Origin of the sequence: Serratia sp. JUb9 (assembly GCF_014298095.1) — a bacterium.
Classification (GTDB): domain Bacteria; phylum Pseudomonadota; class Gammaproteobacteria; order Enterobacterales; family Enterobacteriaceae; genus Serratia_B; species Serratia_B rhizosphaerae.
On record NZ_CP060416.1, the window covers coordinates 2,370,712 to 2,385,886 of the forward strand.

Consider the following 15,175-nt stretch of genomic DNA (forward strand, 5'->3'; position numbering starts at 1 on the left):
GAAGAAATAAATTAGGTAAAGGTAAATATGGGTAAAGCTCTTGTAATAGTTGAGTCCCCGGCAAAAGCCAAAACTATTAATAAATATTTGGGTAATGACTACGTGGTGAAGTCCAGCGTCGGTCATATCCGTGATTTGCCGACCAGTGGCTCAGCCAGCAAAAAGAGCGCTGACTCAAGCGAAGACAAAACCAAGGCCAAGAAAAAAGTTAAAAAAGACGCAACGACGGCGCTGGTAAACCGAATGGGCGTCGATCCTTATCACGGCTGGAAAGCGCATTATGAAATCCTGCCTGGTAAAGAAAAAGTTGTCGCAGAGTTAAAATCGTTAGCGGAAAACGCCGACCACATTTATCTCGCAACCGACTTGGACCGCGAAGGGGAAGCCATTGCCTGGCACCTGCGGGAAGTGATCGGCGGCGACGACCAGCGCTTCAGCCGCGTGGTGTTTAACGAAATCACCAAAAACGCCATTCAGCAGGCGTTCAGCGAGCCGGGCGAACTGAATATTGACCGGGTTAACGCCCAGCAGGCGCGTCGCTTTATGGACCGCGTTGTGGGCTATATGGTCTCGCCGCTGCTGTGGAAGAAAATTGCCCGCGGCCTGTCCGCCGGCCGCGTACAGTCGGTGGCCGTCCGCCTGGTGGTGGAGCGCGAGCGCGATATCAAAGCCTTCGTGCCGGAAGAGTACTGGGAACTGCGCGCCGACCTGCTGGCGCAGGGTGAAACCGCGCTGCAGATGGAAGTGACCCATGCGCACGGCAAACCGTTCAAACCGGTAAACCGCGACCAGACCTACGCGGCGGTGGCGTTGCTGGAGAAAGCGCGCTACACGGTGCAGGATCGTGAAGACAAACCGACCAGCAGCAAGCCGGGCGCGCCGTTTATTACCTCCACGCTGCAACAGGCGGCCAGTACGCGTCTGAGCTTCGGCGTGAAGAAAACCATGATGATGGCGCAGCGTCTGTATGAAGCGGGCCACATTACCTATATGCGTACCGACTCCACCAACCTGAGCCAGGATGCGCTCAATATGGTGCGGGGTTATATCGGCGACAGCTTCGGCGAGAAATACCTGCCGAAAGCGCCGAATCAGTACAGCAGCAAAGAGAATTCTCAGGAAGCGCACGAAGCGATTCGTCCTTCGGACGTGAACGTGGTGGCCGAACAGCTGAAAGATATGGAAGCGGATGCGCAAAAACTGTATCAGCTGATCTGGCGTCAGTTTGTCGCCTGTCAGATGACGCCGGCGCAGTACGATTCCACCACGCTGACGGTAAAAGCCGGTGATTACCAGCTGCGCGCCAAAGGCCGCACGCTGCGTTTCGACGGTTGGACCAAGGTGATGCCGGCGTTGCGCAAGGGCGACGAAGATCGCACTCTGCCGTTTGTCGACATCGGCAGCGAGCTGGATCTGCAGCAGTTGATCCCGAGCCAGCACTTTACCAAGCCGCCTGCGCGCTACAGCGAAGCATCGCTGGTGAAAGAGCTGGAAAAACGCGGCATCGGCCGTCCTTCCACCTATGCCTCGATCATCTCCACCATTCAGGATCGCGGCTACGTGCGGGTGGAAAACCGCCGTTTCTATGCGGAAAAAATGGGCGAAATCGTCACCGACCGGCTGGAAGAGAACTTCCGTGAGCTGATGAACTACGATTTCACCGCCCGCATGGAAGATGGCCTCGACCAGGTGGCGAACAACCACGCGGAGTGGAAAGCGGTGCTGGACGAGTTCTTTGCCGAGTTCAGCGAACAGCTGGAAACGGCGGAAAAAGACCCGGAAGAAGGCGGGATGCGCCCGAACCAGATGGTGCTGACCAGCATCGACTGTCCGACCTGCGGCCGCCAGATGGGCATTCGCACCGCCAGCACCGGGGTGTTCCTCGGCTGTTCCGGCTATGCGCTGCCGCCGAAAGAGCGTTGCAAAACCACCATCAACCTGGTGCCGGAAGCCGAAGTGCTTAACATACTGGAAGGGGACGATGCGGAAACCAACGCCTTGCGCGCGCGCCGTCGCTGCCAGAAGTGCGGCACCGCGATGGACAGCTACCTGATCGATAACCAGCGCAAACTGCACGTGTGCGGCAACAACCCGGCCTGTGACGGTTACGAGATTGAAGAGGGCGAGTTCCGCCTGAAAGGCTATGACGGCCCAGTGGTTGAGTGTGAGAAGTGTGGTTCCGAAATGCACCTGAAAATGGGGCGCTTCGGTAAATACATGGGCTGCACCAACGAAAACTGTAAGAACACGCGTAAAATCCTGCGCAGCGGTGAAGTCGCGCCACCGAAGGAAGATCCGGTGCCGTTGCCGGAATTGCCATGCGCCAAGTCGGACGCCTATTTTGTGTTGCGTGACGGCGCGGCCGGCGTGTTCCTGGCAGCCAATACGTTCCCTAAATCGCGCGAAACCCGTGCGCCGTTGGTGGAAGAACTGCAGCGCTTTAAGGACCGTCTGCCGGAAAAACTGCGTTACCTGGCCGATGCTCCGGTGGCCGATCCGGAAGGCAACAAAACGCTGGTGCGCTTCAGCCGTAAGACCAAGCAGCAGTACGTCTCTTCGGAGAAAGAGGGCAAGGCCACCGGCTGGACCGCATTCTTCGTGGATGGCAAATGGGTTGAAACCAAAAAGTAATCGTTGCTGACGGCAGCAATCTTAAAAAACCAGCCCGGGCGGCTGGTTTTTTTATGCCCGTGCCCGGGGAAACCGGCCATTCTGGTGCGTTTTAATCACCGTGGACCGGCGTTGCGCATTGATAGTAATGCGAAATAATCGTTATCATAGTGTGACGTGGATCTATACTTGAAGCTATGGCGTGATATAGTGGTTATATAAAAATATGTATTTATGATTAAAGCTTATTAACAACGGCGTTTTCTGCAGCATCTGGGTTAACACTGTGTTATGGCTCACCAACTTTTCAGCATACCGGGAAACACCGATATACCTGAATGCGGCCTGGCCGCAGTGTTTAACCTAGGATGGTATAAGATATGAAATTGCAGCAGCTTCGTTACATTGTGGAAGTGGTTAATCACAACCTGAATGTGTCATCGACAGCGGAAGGGCTTTATACCTCTCAGCCTGGCATCAGCAAACAGGTGCGTATGCTGGAGGATGAACTGGGTATTCAGATCTTTGCCCGCAGCGGCAAACACCTGACGCAGGTGACGCCGGCAGGCCAGGAGATTATCCGCATCGCGCGCGAGGTGCTGTCCAAGGTCGAGGCAATCAAAGCGGTTGCCGGCGAACATACTTATCCGGATAAAGGCTCCCTGTACGTCGCCACCACCCATACGCAGGCGCGCTATGCGCTGCCTAACGTGATCAAAGGCTTTATCGAACGTTATCCGCGCGTCTCATTGCATATGCATCAGGGGTCGCCGACGCAGATTGCCGAAGCGGTGTCCAAAGGCACCGCCGACTTCGCTATCGCCACCGAGGCGCTGCATCTGTACGACGATCTGATTATGCTGCCGTGCTACCACTGGAACCGCGCGGTGGTGGTGAAACCCGATCATCCGTTAGCCGGCAAAAGCCATATCACCATTGAAGAGTTGGCTGAATATCCGATAGTGACCTACACCTTCGGCTTTACCGGTCGTTCAGAGCTGGATACCGCCTTTAACCGTGCCGGGCTGACGCCGCGTATCGTGTTCACGGCTACCGATGCCGACGTGATCAAAACCTACGTCCGCCTGGGGTTAGGGGTGGGGGTGATTGCCAGCATGGCGGTCGACCCGGTGCAGGATCCGGATCTGGTGACCGTCGACGCCCGCGATGTGTTCACCTACAGCACCACCAAAATCGGTTTCCGCCGCAGCACCTTCCTGCGCAGCTATATGTACGACTTTATCCAGCGCTTTGCGCCGCATCTGACGCGCGACGTGGTGGACACCGCGGTGGCGCTGCGCTCGAATGAAGAGATCGAGGCGATGTTCAAGGACATCAAACTGCCGGTGAAGTAGGGCGTAAAATTAACGACTTACCGCAGGATCAACACTCGGGTGTTCGCTCACCTGTTTCAATCTGTTGATTGAAACAGGCTGTAAAGCCAGACTTACCGGGAGGGAACATTTATCCCTCCCGTTTTCATATCTCCTTAGAGCGCAGCGCCAAGGCGATATTGATTCACGTTACATACTCACCACACATCCCTTCTAACGTGCCCTCGACGCTATCATCTATAGAGCTGAGTTATGGTCTGATAGCTTTTTACTAACATGGAGTGGGTCACGCATTCAAAAGTGTCATCTGGGCTATTCACTGTAAATTTACTCTAGACCCAGGTCGCATCTTTTTCTGTTTATACCCTTAAAATAATCTGCAGATTTTCCAGCATGCATGTGCTAAATATTAATAAAAATCAATATGTTAACCTGAAAGGATATAGGTTATGAGTACTCGACGGGATATACAGGATGGAGCGAAATTTGAATGGCTGACAAGCGGGCTTGTTTACACCGAGGTCTTAGGGTGGCTTGATATGGGGCACGCTCGCGGTGATGATATCATTGCCCTGAAACGCAAGTTCTTGGCGGGTGAGAATAGCGGGAAAGATTTTTATACCGTGATGTATCGCCAAGATATGCGTATTGCCAGATTTGGGAGCCGGTTGGGTATCGGGAAATTTTCACGGTGGCAGATCAAGTGAGGGCGCAGCGGTAGTGATGTTAACCGTATTATGTTGGCGATGATGTTGAATACATCGTTTTTCTTTGAAAACTTACAAAGCCAGCGTGTTTTTTCGTGGTATACAGACAGCGGCTATAGTGGTGAAGATCTCGTTTCTAACCTGTTTGGATTTTATCGTTATATGATTCCTGGCCGATATGATTATCGAGTCAGGCCCGTGAGTTATACTGCGGCTGTGCGTCGATGGGATTATTACGGCTCTATCGGCTCCCATAAAAATAGCGGTTTTCTACCGATACTTTTTCCTGATCCAAGCGACCCTTGTGTCAGGCGCCAACCGTACAAGGTAAACCTTCCACATTTTATGACGTGGATGCGTCCGTGGGATGACTTTACGTCCGGGACTGTCAACGTTCTTACGGGCAATGGAACATCATTTGAATTCAAAGGAGTGAGGTAACCGTGAGAACGTTGTTGAAGTGGGGCAGTTTGACGCTGATGGGCGTGCTTCTTCTTAGTGGTGTGTTTATCTATGTCGTTGCATCAGGCGTTAATGAGGTGACTGAATACACGGAAAACGACTTTTTTACCTATCGCATCCTGACGGATAAAGAGATCGCGCAAGCGCCGCGTATTTCAGCGGATTACGTTTTTGTCTCGCAGCCCGGCGACGGGCATGCACCATCAAACGCTATTATTTTTCAACGTGCCTCTGACATCGAGCCGCTCAGGATTTATCTGCGGGGCTTGGGTTACGCTCTGGATAAGCGGCGACTTGGCGCTAATGAGGTTTGGTCGCAGCAGGAACGACATGGCGGCGCGGTTTTTTATCTCTCTTTTAATCGCGGCACTGGTGAAGCGGTATTGACCAAAGTGCAGAACGATTAATTCCTGCCGGATCCCGGCGTTACTTTTTGCCTGCCGATGCCTCGGTGTTTTCCTGTCTTTTGTCGCACGCGGCGTCCACAATCCTTGCCAATGATGTGGTTATTTATTACTCCTTTTTTGGTGGGTTTCATCCTAACCCTTTGACTTAGCTAACACTTGTCGGCGCGCCATCGCTTTTGCCTATCGCTGTGATCAAATCGTGTTGTTATCAAAACGTTACATCACGTTTGTGTTATCTTTAAACAAGACCTCAGTAATTACCCTGTTTTTGACATAATAAAAATGGAGGAGCTATGTCGTCCAATCTTAGTGAAACGAGTATGGATAAGCTGGTTGCACTGAATAGCGAATATCACTATTACAGCCTGCCACAGGCGGCCAAACAGCTCGGAGATATCGACCGGCTGCCGAAGTCCATGAAAGTGCTGTTGGAGAACCTGCTACGTCATATCGACGGCGATACGGTGCAGGTTGAGGATTTACAAGCGATCGTCGACTGGCAGCGCAGCGGACATGCCGACCGTGAAATTGCCTACCGCCCGGCACGCGTGCTGATGCAGGATTTTACCGGCGTGCCGGCGGTGGTCGATCTGGCGGCGATGCGCGAAGCGGTGCAGCGGCTGGGCGGCAATGTCGACCAGGTCAACCCGCTGTCGCCGGTAGATCTGGTGATTGACCACTCGGTAACCGTCGATGAGTTCGGCGACCAGCAGGCATTTACCGATAACGTGCGTATCGAAATGCAGCGCAACCACGAACGTTACACCTTCCTGCGCTGGGGGCAGCAAGCCTTTAACCGCTTCCGTGTGGTGCCGCCGGGCACCGGGATCTGCCACCAGGTCAACCTTGAGTATCTGGGCCAGACCATCTGGCATGAGGAGCAGGACGGCAAACGCATCGCCTACCCGGATACGCTGGTGGGCACCGATTCCCACACCACCATGATTAACGGCCTGGGCATCCTCGGCTGGGGCGTCGGCGGTATCGAAGCGGAAGCGGCGATGCTGGGGCAGCCGGTATCGATGTTGATCCCGGATGTGGTGGGCTTTAAACTGACGGGTAAACTCAGCGAGGGCATCACCGCCACCGATTTGGTGTTAACCGTCACGCAGATGCTGCGTAAGCACGGCGTGGTCGGCAAGTTCGTGGAATTTTACGGCGACGGCCTTGCGCAATTACCGCTGGCGGACCGCGCCACCATCGCCAATATGGCGCCGGAATATGGCGCTACCTGTGGCTTCTTCCCGGTTGATGAGGTCACGCTCGGCTACCTGAAACTGAGCGGACGCAGCGACGAGCAGATCGCGCTGGTGGAAAGTTACGCCAAAGCGCAGGGTATGTGGCGTCATCCCGGCGATGAGCCGGTCTTCACCAGTTCGCTGGCGCTGGATATGTCGACGGTGGAAACCAGTCTGGCCGGGCCGAAGCGGCCGCAGGATCGGGTGGCGCTGTCGGCAGTGCCGCAGGCCTTCCAGGCCGCGACCGAGCTGGACATCGGCGGCCAGAAAAACCGGGCGGACTCCGTTCCTTTCACGCTGGACGGCGCAACACATCCGCTCAGCAACGGCGCGGTGGTGATTGCCGCCATCACGTCGTGCACCAACACCTCTAACCCCAGCGTGATGATGGCCGCCGGCCTGTTGGCGAAAAATGCGGTGGATAAAGGCCTGCAGGTGAAGCCATGGGTGAAAACCTCGCTGGCGCCGGGTTCCAAAGTCGTGACCGACTACTTCGCCAGCGCCGGGCTGATGCCTTATCTGGAAGCGCTGGGCTTTAATCTGGTGGGTTACGGCTGCACCACCTGTATTGGTAACTCCGGCCCGCTGCCGGAGCCGATCGAGCAGGCGATTAAAACCGGCGATCTGACCGTCGGTGCAGTGCTGTCCGGCAACCGTAACTTTGAAGGACGTATCCATCCGCTGGTAAAAACCAACTGGCTGGCGTCGCCGCCGCTGGTGGTCGCCTATGCGCTGGCCGGTAATATGCAGCTGGATCTGGCCAAGGATGCATTGGGAGAAGGGCGCGACGGTAAACCGGTGTATCTGAAAGACATTTGGCCAAGCAATACCGATATCGCCAAGGCGGTAGAGGAAGTCCGCACCGAGATGTTCCGTAAGGAATACAGCGAAGTGTTTAACGGCGACGAGGAGTGGCGGGCAATCGAGGTGGCTGCGTCGGCAACCTATAACTGGCAGGATGACTCCACCTATATTCGCCATCCGCCGTTCTTCAGCACCATGCAGGAAAAACCCGAGCCGGTGCAGGATATCAACAACGCGCGTCTGCTGGCGATCCTGGCGGATTCGGTTACCACCGACCACATCTCCCCGGCGGGCAATATCAAGCACGACAGCCCGGCGGGACGTTACCTCAGCGAGCACGGGGTGGCGGACAGTGACTTCAACTCCTACGGCTCACGTCGCGGCAACCATGAGGTGATGATGCGCGGCACCTTCGCCAATATCCGCATCCGCAACGAGATGGTGCCGGGTGTGGAAGGCGGCTATACGCGCCATATCCCGTCACAGGAAGAGATGGCGATTTATGACGCCGCGATGCGTTATCAGCAAGAGCAGGTGCCGCTGGCGGTGGTCGCCGGTAAAGAGTACGGCTCCGGCTCCAGCCGTGACTGGGCTGCCAAAGGGCCGCGCCTGCTCGGGGTGCGCGTGGTGATCGCCGAGTCTTTCGAACGTATTCACCGCTCAAACCTGATCGGCATGGGGATTCTACCGCTGGAATTTCCGCAGGGCGTGACGCGCAAAACGCTGGCGCTGAGCGGGGATGAGAGCATCAGCGTCGGCGGCCTGCAGAGTCTGCAGCCGGGGCAGACGGTGCCGCTGCATATCACCTATGCCGACGGCCGTGAAGAGGTGGTGGATACCCGCTGCCGCATCGACACGCAAACCGAGCTGACCTACTACCAGAACGATGGCATCCTGCATTACGTCATCAGGAAAATGTTGTAATAAAAAAGGGCGCCTGCGGGCGCCCTGATTATTTTAGCGTGGGTTACTTCTGGTCCAGCAGATGGCCCATTTTGGCCGCTTTGGTCGCCAGATAACGCTCATTTTTCGGGTTGCGGCCGACGATCAACGGCACCCGTTCGACAATGTTAATCCCGGCTTCACTCAGGATCTCCACCTTTTTCGGGTTATTGGTCAGCAGACGCACCGCATCCACGCCCAGCAGTTTAAACATGTCCGCACACAGGGTGAAGTCACGCTCATCCGCCGCGAAGCCCAGTTGATGATTGGCCTCCACCGTATCGGCGCCTTTGTCCTGCAGCGCATAGGCGCGGATTTTGTTCAGCAGGCCGATGTTGCGGCCTTCCTGGCGGTGATACAGCAGGATGCCGCGGCCTTCTTCGGCAATGTGCTCCAGCGCGGCTTCCAGTTGGAAACCGCAGTCGCAGCGCAGGCTGAACAGGGCGTCGCCGGTCAGACATTCCGAATGTACGCGCGCCAGCACCGGCGTATCGCCGCTGATATCGCCGAAAACCAACGCCAGATGATCGTGCCCGGTGGCGAGTTCTTCAAAACCCACCATCAGGAAATCGCCCCAAGGTGTCGGCAGTTTAGCCTCTGCCACCCGTTTAAGCTGCATGTTACTCTCCAACACTTTCGATTCAATCGCTGCAACGCATGGTACGTCCGACATGAACGCCTGACCAGCATTAAACGCGCCGCCGCGTATTCTAATGGCTTATTATCGACTATTCTGCCATAACTTCTTGCCCAGTGGTGCTCAGCAAACCAGCATCCGGCGCCGTGCGCCACCTATTGATGCAATAGGGGGCCGGGCTTTCCTCCGCCTGGCGGCCTGCGTCCGTGCCGTCTGCTATGTTCTTGAGATTACAAGGTTGTTACACTGCGCTCTGAACCATAACCGGGATGATAAAATGTTTGATATCGCAAAACGCACCGCCGGCGGAACCCTGTTGCTGTTGTTAATACCGCTGGCCGTTTGGCTGACCGGCTGGCAATGGCAGCCCGGCGGCGATAATGCGCTGCTGAAAGTGATGTTCTGGATGACGGAAACGGTCACCGCGCCGTGGGGCATACTGACCAGCGTGCTGTTGTCGGCCTGGTTTTTGTGGTGCCTGCGCTTTCGTCTTAAACCGGCGATCGGGCTGATGGTGCTGCTGCTGGCCTCGATCCTGGTGGGCCAGGGGATAAAATCGCTGATAAAAGAGCAGGTGCAGGCGCCGCGACCGTTCGTGATGTGGCTGGAGCAGCAGCACAATATCAGTGAGGAACACTTTTATTCGCTGAAGCGTAAGCAGCGCGCGGCGCTGGTGAAAGATCAGCTGCAGGGGCAGCCGCTGGTGCCGGAGTGGCTGCGCAAGCACTGGCAGTTTGAAACCGGCTTTGCTTTCCCTTCCGGCCATACCACGTTTGCCGCCACCTGGGCGTTGCTGGGCGTTGGTCTGCTGTGGCCGCGCCGGCACTATAAAACCGTGGCGGTGCTGATGGTCTGGGCCGCCGGCGTGATGATCAGCCGTCTGCTGCTGGGGATGCACTGGCCGCGCGATCTGGCGGTGGCGACCTTAATCAGCGCATTACTGGTGGCGATCGTCTGCTGGCTGGCGCAGCGCTGGTTCGGGCCGTTGACGCCGCCGCCGGAAGAACAGCAGGAGATCGCGCATCGCGGCCACAGGCGTTAGGCCGTTGTTGTGACGATGTCACGTTGGCGACGAATGCCCGTCGCCAACGTATTAATCCCCCCGCCTTGTAATTGATCGCTTTCGCCCCCATTTCATTATTAATTCACTATTTTGAGATGCGTTCTCATCTGGGTGTCCGGTGACGTCGTTATTGCCGAATATACCAGCGTCTTTATGCATTTATCGCACGCCAGGGTTTCCCTGCTGCTGCGGGAAATGCTAACTTAATGTATTACGGACGCCACCCTTGGGCATAATTCATCCGATAAACTCGGCATCGCGGGAAAGAATGTGAAATATTTACTTATTTTTTTGCTGGTTCTGGTGATCTTCGTTATTTCCGTAACGCTTGGCGCGCAGAACGATCAGGTTGTGACGTTTAATTATCTGGTGGCGCAGGGCGATTACCGGGTATCCACACTTCTGGCGACGCTGTTCGGCATGGGGTTCGTACTTGGCTGGATTATCTGCGGCCTGTTTTATCTGCGTACGCGCCTTGCCCTGAGCCGCGCCGAGCGGAAAGTAAAAAGGCTGGAGTCGCAGCTGGAAACGCCAGCTGAACCGGTGACTCAGCCCGTTGTCAGCAAGGAATAACCTTCTATGTTAGAGCTGCTGTTTCTGTTGCTGCCCGTGGCTGCCGCCTATGGCTGGTACATGGGGCGCAGAAGTGCTCAGCAGGATAAACAGCAGGAAGCCAACCGTCTGTCGCGTGAATATGTGGCCGGGGTTAACTTTCTGCTTTCCAACCAGCAGGACAAAGCGGTCGATCTGTTCCTCGATATGCTGAAAGAGGACAGCAACACCGTGGAGGCCCACCTGACGTTGGGTAACCTGTTTCGTTCCCGCGGCGAAGTCGACCGCGCTATCCGTATTCACCAGGCGCTGATGGAAAGCTCGTCGCTCACCTTTGAGCAACGCCTGCTGGCAGTTCAGCAACTGGGGCGCGACTACATGGCCGCCGGGCTGTATGACCGCGCTGAGGATATGTTCAGCCAGTTGACCGGTGAGCAGGACTTCCGGCTGGCCGCGCTGCAGCAACTGCTGGTGATTCACCAGGCGACCAGCGACTGGCAGAAGGCCATTGAAGTAGCCGAGCGTTTGGTCAAGCTGGGTAAAGACAAACAGCGCGGCGAAATCGCGCATTTCTACTGTGAGTTGGCGTTGCAGGCGATGGGCAGCGACGATCTCGATAAGGCGATGTCGCTGCTGAAACGTGCCGCCGCCGCGGACAAGCAGTGCGCCCGTGTATCGATCATGGTCGGCCGCATCTGTATGGCGCAGGGCGAGTATGCCAAGGCGGTGGAGTCGCTCAAGCGCGTGCTGGATCAGGATAAGGATCTGGTGAGTGAAACCTTGCCGATGCTGCAGGAATGCTATCAGCACCTGCCGCAGCAGGAAGCCGCCTGGGCCGAGTTCCTCAAGCGCTGCGTGGAGGAGAACTGTGGCGCGACGGCAGAGCTGATGCTGGCCGAAGTGATCGAGCAGCATGAAGGGCGCGACGTGGTGCAGGTGTATATCAACCGTCAGCTGCAGCGTCACCCGACCATGCTGGTGTTCTACCGCCTGATGGACTACCACCTGGCTGACGCGGAGGACGGCCGTGCGAAGGAGAGCCTGCTGCTGCTGCGCGATATGGTCGGAGAACAGATCCGCACCAAGCCGCGCTATCGCTGCCATAAGTGTGGCTTTACCGCCCATTCGCTCTATTGGCACTGCCCGTCATGCCGCTCCTGGGCTTCGGTGAAGCCGATCCGCGGTCTGGATGGCCAATAAAAAACGGGGTGAATCTTTCGCCCCGTTTTTTTAAGCGTGACCTATTTCTTCTTGCCGCTTTTGACGTTTATCTTCAGCAACTGCCGCAGTTTTCTCAACTCTTTCTGGCTCAATGGGGCTTCAACCACTTCTGTGGTTTCCTGGCTGTCAATCTCCGCCTGTCGCTGCGCCTTTTTCTGACCGGCGGCCGGCGTGGTGAAACTGTCCGCCAGGCGCTGGCAAACTTCCGCGCTCAGCGAGCATTCGCCGGCCAGCGCTGCGGCTCTGACTTTCTCTTTCAGCTCAAGAGGGATTTTTATCGTTAGGGTAGATATCTCGCTCATGTCACAGCCTTGTATGAGATAGGGAGACTTCACGCTAATCCAGCCAGGCTACACCGTCTAGTGAGTCACAAAAATTTAATATTGGGCCTGTCAGCGGAGGCTGGCTCCGCAGGTAAAAGAAGTGCGGGGCAGAATGCCCAGACATCGTGCAGTTAACGTCTTGCGGCTGGGATTTCCGGCGGCCGGCATGTAGAATGCGGCGTGCCGTTTTTGCGGGTTCGCCCTGCGGAGTACTCCGGGGAAGGCCGATGTCCATTTTACAAAGGGTAAAAGCAATGAGTTCTGAAAGTAACGTTAATAACAATGGCTTAAAATCATCTCCGATCGTTGTTGCGCTGGATTATGCCGATAAGAACGCCGCGTTAGCCTTTGTCGATCGCATCGACCCGCAGGATTGCCGCTTAAAAGTGGGCAAAGAGATGTTTACCCTGTTCGGCCCGCAGCTGGTGCGCGATCTGCACCAGCGCGGCTTTGACGTATTCCTCGATTTAAAATTCCACGATATTCCCAACACCACGGCGCATGCGGTGGCGGCGGCGGCCGAGCTGGGCGTGTGGATGGTTAACGTCCACGCCAGCGGCGGCGCGCGCATGATGAGCGCGGCAAAAGAGGCGCTGCAACCATATGGCGCCGATGCGCCATTGCTGATTGCCGTCACGGTGCTGACCAGCATGGAGGCGGAAGACCTGCGCGCGATCGGCATCGACATCAGCCCGGCGGAGCAGGCGGAACGTCTGGCGCGCCTGACGCGCGACTGTGGCCTGGACGGCGTGGTGTGTTCCGCACAGGAAGCGCAGCGGCTGAAAGCCGCCTGCGGCAGCCAGTTCCAACTGGTGACGCCGGGGATCCGCCCGCAGGGCAGCGCGACCGGCGATCAGCGCCGCGTAATGACGCCGGTCGAGGCGCAGGCTGCCGGCGTCGACTATATGGTGATCGGTCGTCCGATTACCCAATCCGCCGATCCGGCCGCCACGCTGGCCGCTATCCGCGCATCATTGCGATAATTCGGAGGTCAGGATGAAAGACAGCAATAGCCGGCTGGTTTACTCCACCGACGGCGGGCGGGTGAAAGAAGAAGAGGCCAAACCGCAGCGTCCGCGCGGCGACGGTATCGTACGCATTCAGCGGCAAACCAGCGGCCGTAAAGGCAAGGGCGTTTGCCTGATAAGCGGTCTCGATCTGGATGACGGCGCACTGGACAAACTGGCGGCGGAGCTGAAGAAGAAGTGCGGCTGCGGCGGTTCGGTGAAAGACGGCGTCATCGAAATTCAGGGCGACAAGCGCGATCTGCTCAAACAGCTGCTGGAAGCAAAAGGCATGAAGGTCAAGCTGGCGGGCGGTTAAGCGGATTTATTGCCATGCCGCGGTGGTGCATTGCGGCATGGCTTATCGTGTGTTTGGGTGGTGAACCCGGTGACTGCAGGAAAAAGCCACAGACAAAACAGAGCGACCTGAAATTATTTTTTTCGTTATCTACAAACTTGCCGCTTTTGCCGGTTTACCGACAGCGGTCTGCGCCATCCGCCGGGTTATTTACCAACCTGATGACCGATGATCCCACCGACTGCCGCGCCGCCAAGCGTACCTAACGCGCTGCCGTCGGTCAGTACTGCGCCGCCGACTGCGCCGGCGCCGGCGCCGATAGCGGTATTACGATCGCGCTTGGACATGTTGGAGCAGGCGCTCAGCGAAAATGCCAGCGTAATCGCCAGAGCGGCGGTAGCAAAACGTTTGTTAATGATCATCATAATGACTTCTCCTTAGCATGGGCTATATGGAAGTGCCTTAAGTAAGTATATACCCTGTCACTTTCCTGCTGCTTTTTTGTTGACGCCGGCGTTGAGTGCCGCCGCCAGCGTATGCTGCAGAAAGGGGCCGGGCACAGGCGTAAACCATACATCAAGCCTGCTATTCACACCCATACAGTAGCAAATAAACCGCCGGCGCCATGCCGGCAGATAAAAACGCGGCAGGTTGTGCCGCAGTAATTCAGTATAAATAGTTACATTTCCATTTGCAGGTAAATATTCTGAAACTTTTGGCGTGTTCTATCGCCAGAATCCGAAGTATGCCCGATCGCACGCTTTGCCCGCGGCAGCAGAAAGCTGCCTGTCTTTAGCCAATTTGCCCATACCCGTTGCCGCCGGCGCCTTTGACAATAGCGGCAAAGCCGGTGAATTGAGGAAAGACGATGCTTAACGCGCTAAAACAACAGGTTCTGGCGGCGAATTTGGCGCTGCCGCGCCACCGACTGGTCACCTTTACCTGGGGCAACGTCAGCGGCGTGGATCGCCAGGCGGGGCTGATGGTGATCAAACCGTCCGGCGTCGAATATGAGGCGCTGTCGCTGGAAGATATGGTGGTAGTGGAGCTGGAGAGCGGCAAGGTGGTGGAAGGCAACAAAAAGCCGTCATCCGATACCGAAACGCACCGCGCGCTGTACCTGAATTTTGACGACGTCGGCGGCGTGGTGCACACCCATTCCCGCCATGCCACCATCTGGGCGCAGGCCGGTCTGGATCTTCCCGCCTGGGGCACCACCCATGCCGATTATTTTTACGGCGACATTCCCTGCACCCGCAAAATGCACGATGCCGAGATCGAAGGCCGCTATGAGTGGGAAACCGGTCAGGTGATTGTGGAAACCTTCCGCCAGCGTCAGCTGGACGCCGCCGCGGTGCCGGCGGTGCTGGTGCATTCACACGGTCCTTTTGTCTGGGGCGCGGACGCCGCTAATGCGCTGCATAACGCCGTGGTGCTGGAGGAGATCGCCTATATGGGGATCTTTTCACGCCAGCTGTCGCCCGATCTGCCACAGATGCAGCCGACCCTGCTGGATAAGCACTACCTGCGTAAACACGGCAAGCATGCCTACTACGGCCAGTAAGCGCAGGGC

At 56.5% G+C, this 15,175-nt stretch carries 13 protein-coding genes and 1 pseudogene; 11 read left to right on the forward strand and 3 right to left on the reverse strand.

Annotated elements, in window-relative coordinates; genetic code table 11:
* Positions 1 to 27 precede the first annotated feature (27 nt).
* The 5 genes and pseudogenes from topA to acnA all read left to right on the forward strand — a co-directional run bounded on the left by topA (position 28) and on the right by acnA (position 8,486).
* Complete coding sequence (gene topA / locus HF675_RS11275) at positions 28 to 2,631, forward strand: type I DNA topoisomerase (RefSeq protein WP_105231312.1); 2,604 nt, start codon at positions 28 to 30, stop codon at positions 2,629 to 2,631.
* 359 nt (positions 2,632 to 2,990) lie between these two features.
* Positions 2,991 to 3,965 (forward strand): HTH-type transcriptional regulator CysB, encoded by a 975-nt coding sequence (gene cysB, locus HF675_RS11280; RefSeq protein WP_015672511.1) that lies wholly within the window; start codon positions 2,991 to 2,993, stop codon positions 3,963 to 3,965.
* Positions 3,966 to 4,393: 428 nt separating this feature from the next.
* Positions 4,394 to 5,092, forward strand: a pseudogene (locus tag HF675_RS11285) (hypothetical protein).
* A 2-nt stretch (positions 5,093 to 5,094) separates the two neighbouring features.
* Positions 5,095 to 5,520 carry a hypothetical protein gene (locus HF675_RS11290; RefSeq protein WP_105231311.1) on the forward strand — a complete coding sequence of 142 codons (426 nt, stop codon included), beginning with the start codon at positions 5,095 to 5,097 and terminating at the stop codon, positions 5,518 to 5,520.
* A gap of 293 nt (positions 5,521 to 5,813) precedes the next feature.
* The gene (acnA, locus tag HF675_RS11295; RefSeq protein ID WP_187044616.1) at positions 5,814 to 8,486 is read left to right on the forward strand and encodes an aconitate hydratase AcnA; all 2,673 of its coding nucleotides are present in this window, start codon (positions 5,814 to 5,816) and stop codon (positions 8,484 to 8,486) included.
* Positions 8,487 to 8,529: 43 nt separating this feature from the next.
* Here the strand turns inward: acnA and ribA are convergent, their stop codons facing one another.
* A complete protein-coding gene (gene ribA / locus HF675_RS11300) occupies positions 8,530 to 9,123 on the reverse strand; it encodes a GTP cyclohydrolase II (protein ID WP_105231309.1) in 594 nt (197 codons plus the stop codon).
* A 295-nt stretch (positions 9,124 to 9,418) separates the two neighbouring features.
* Between ribA and pgpB the strand changes: the two genes are divergently transcribed.
* The 3 genes from pgpB (at position 9,419) to lapB (ending at position 11,956) form a co-directional block, all read left to right on the forward strand.
* Positions 9,419 to 10,183 carry a phosphatidylglycerophosphatase B gene (pgpB, locus tag HF675_RS11305; RefSeq protein ID WP_105231308.1) on the forward strand — a complete coding sequence of 255 codons (765 nt, stop codon included), beginning with the start codon at positions 9,419 to 9,421 and terminating at the stop codon, positions 10,181 to 10,183.
* Positions 10,184 to 10,474: 291 nt separating this feature from the next.
* Positions 10,475 to 10,777: a LapA family protein gene (locus tag HF675_RS11310; RefSeq protein WP_105231307.1), complete on the forward strand. Its 303-nt coding sequence runs from the start codon at positions 10,475 to 10,477 to the stop codon at positions 10,775 to 10,777.
* 6 nt (positions 10,778 to 10,783) lie between these two features.
* Positions 10,784 to 11,956, forward strand: coding sequence for a lipopolysaccharide assembly protein LapB (gene lapB / locus HF675_RS11315; RefSeq protein ID WP_105231306.1), 1,173 nt, complete (start codon positions 10,784 to 10,786; stop codon positions 11,954 to 11,956).
* 41 nt (positions 11,957 to 11,997) lie between these two features.
* Here lapB and HF675_RS11320 read toward each other — a convergent pair whose 3' ends face one another.
* Positions 11,998 to 12,279 (reverse strand): Arc family DNA-binding protein, encoded by a 282-nt coding sequence (locus HF675_RS11320; RefSeq protein WP_187044617.1) that lies wholly within the window; start codon positions 12,277 to 12,279, stop codon positions 11,998 to 12,000.
* Positions 12,280 to 12,554: 275 nt separating this feature from the next.
* Between HF675_RS11320 and pyrF the strand changes: the two genes are divergently transcribed.
* A complete protein-coding gene (gene pyrF / locus HF675_RS11325) occupies positions 12,555 to 13,283 on the forward strand; it encodes an orotidine-5'-phosphate decarboxylase (protein WP_105231304.1) in 729 nt (242 codons plus the stop codon).
* 13 nt (positions 13,284 to 13,296) lie between these two features.
* Positions 13,297 to 13,623 carry a stress response translation initiation inhibitor YciH gene (gene yciH, locus HF675_RS11330; RefSeq protein ID WP_054307362.1) on the forward strand — a complete coding sequence of 109 codons (327 nt, stop codon included), beginning with the start codon at positions 13,297 to 13,299 and terminating at the stop codon, positions 13,621 to 13,623.
* Positions 13,624 to 13,808: 185 nt separating this feature from the next.
* Here the strand turns inward: yciH and osmB are convergent, their stop codons facing one another.
* Positions 13,809 to 14,027 carry an osmotically-inducible lipoprotein OsmB gene (gene osmB / locus HF675_RS11335; RefSeq protein WP_015672500.1) on the reverse strand — a complete coding sequence of 73 codons (219 nt, stop codon included), beginning with the start codon at positions 14,025 to 14,027 and terminating at the stop codon, positions 13,809 to 13,811.
* Between the two features lie 443 nt (positions 14,028 to 14,470).
* Here osmB and araD point away from each other — a divergent pair, with 443 nt between their 5' ends.
* Positions 14,471 to 15,166 carry an L-ribulose-5-phosphate 4-epimerase gene (gene araD, locus HF675_RS11340; RefSeq protein ID WP_105231303.1) on the forward strand — a complete coding sequence of 232 codons (696 nt, stop codon included), beginning with the start codon at positions 14,471 to 14,473 and terminating at the stop codon, positions 15,164 to 15,166.
* The last annotated feature ends 9 nt before the right edge of the window (positions 15,167 to 15,175 follow it).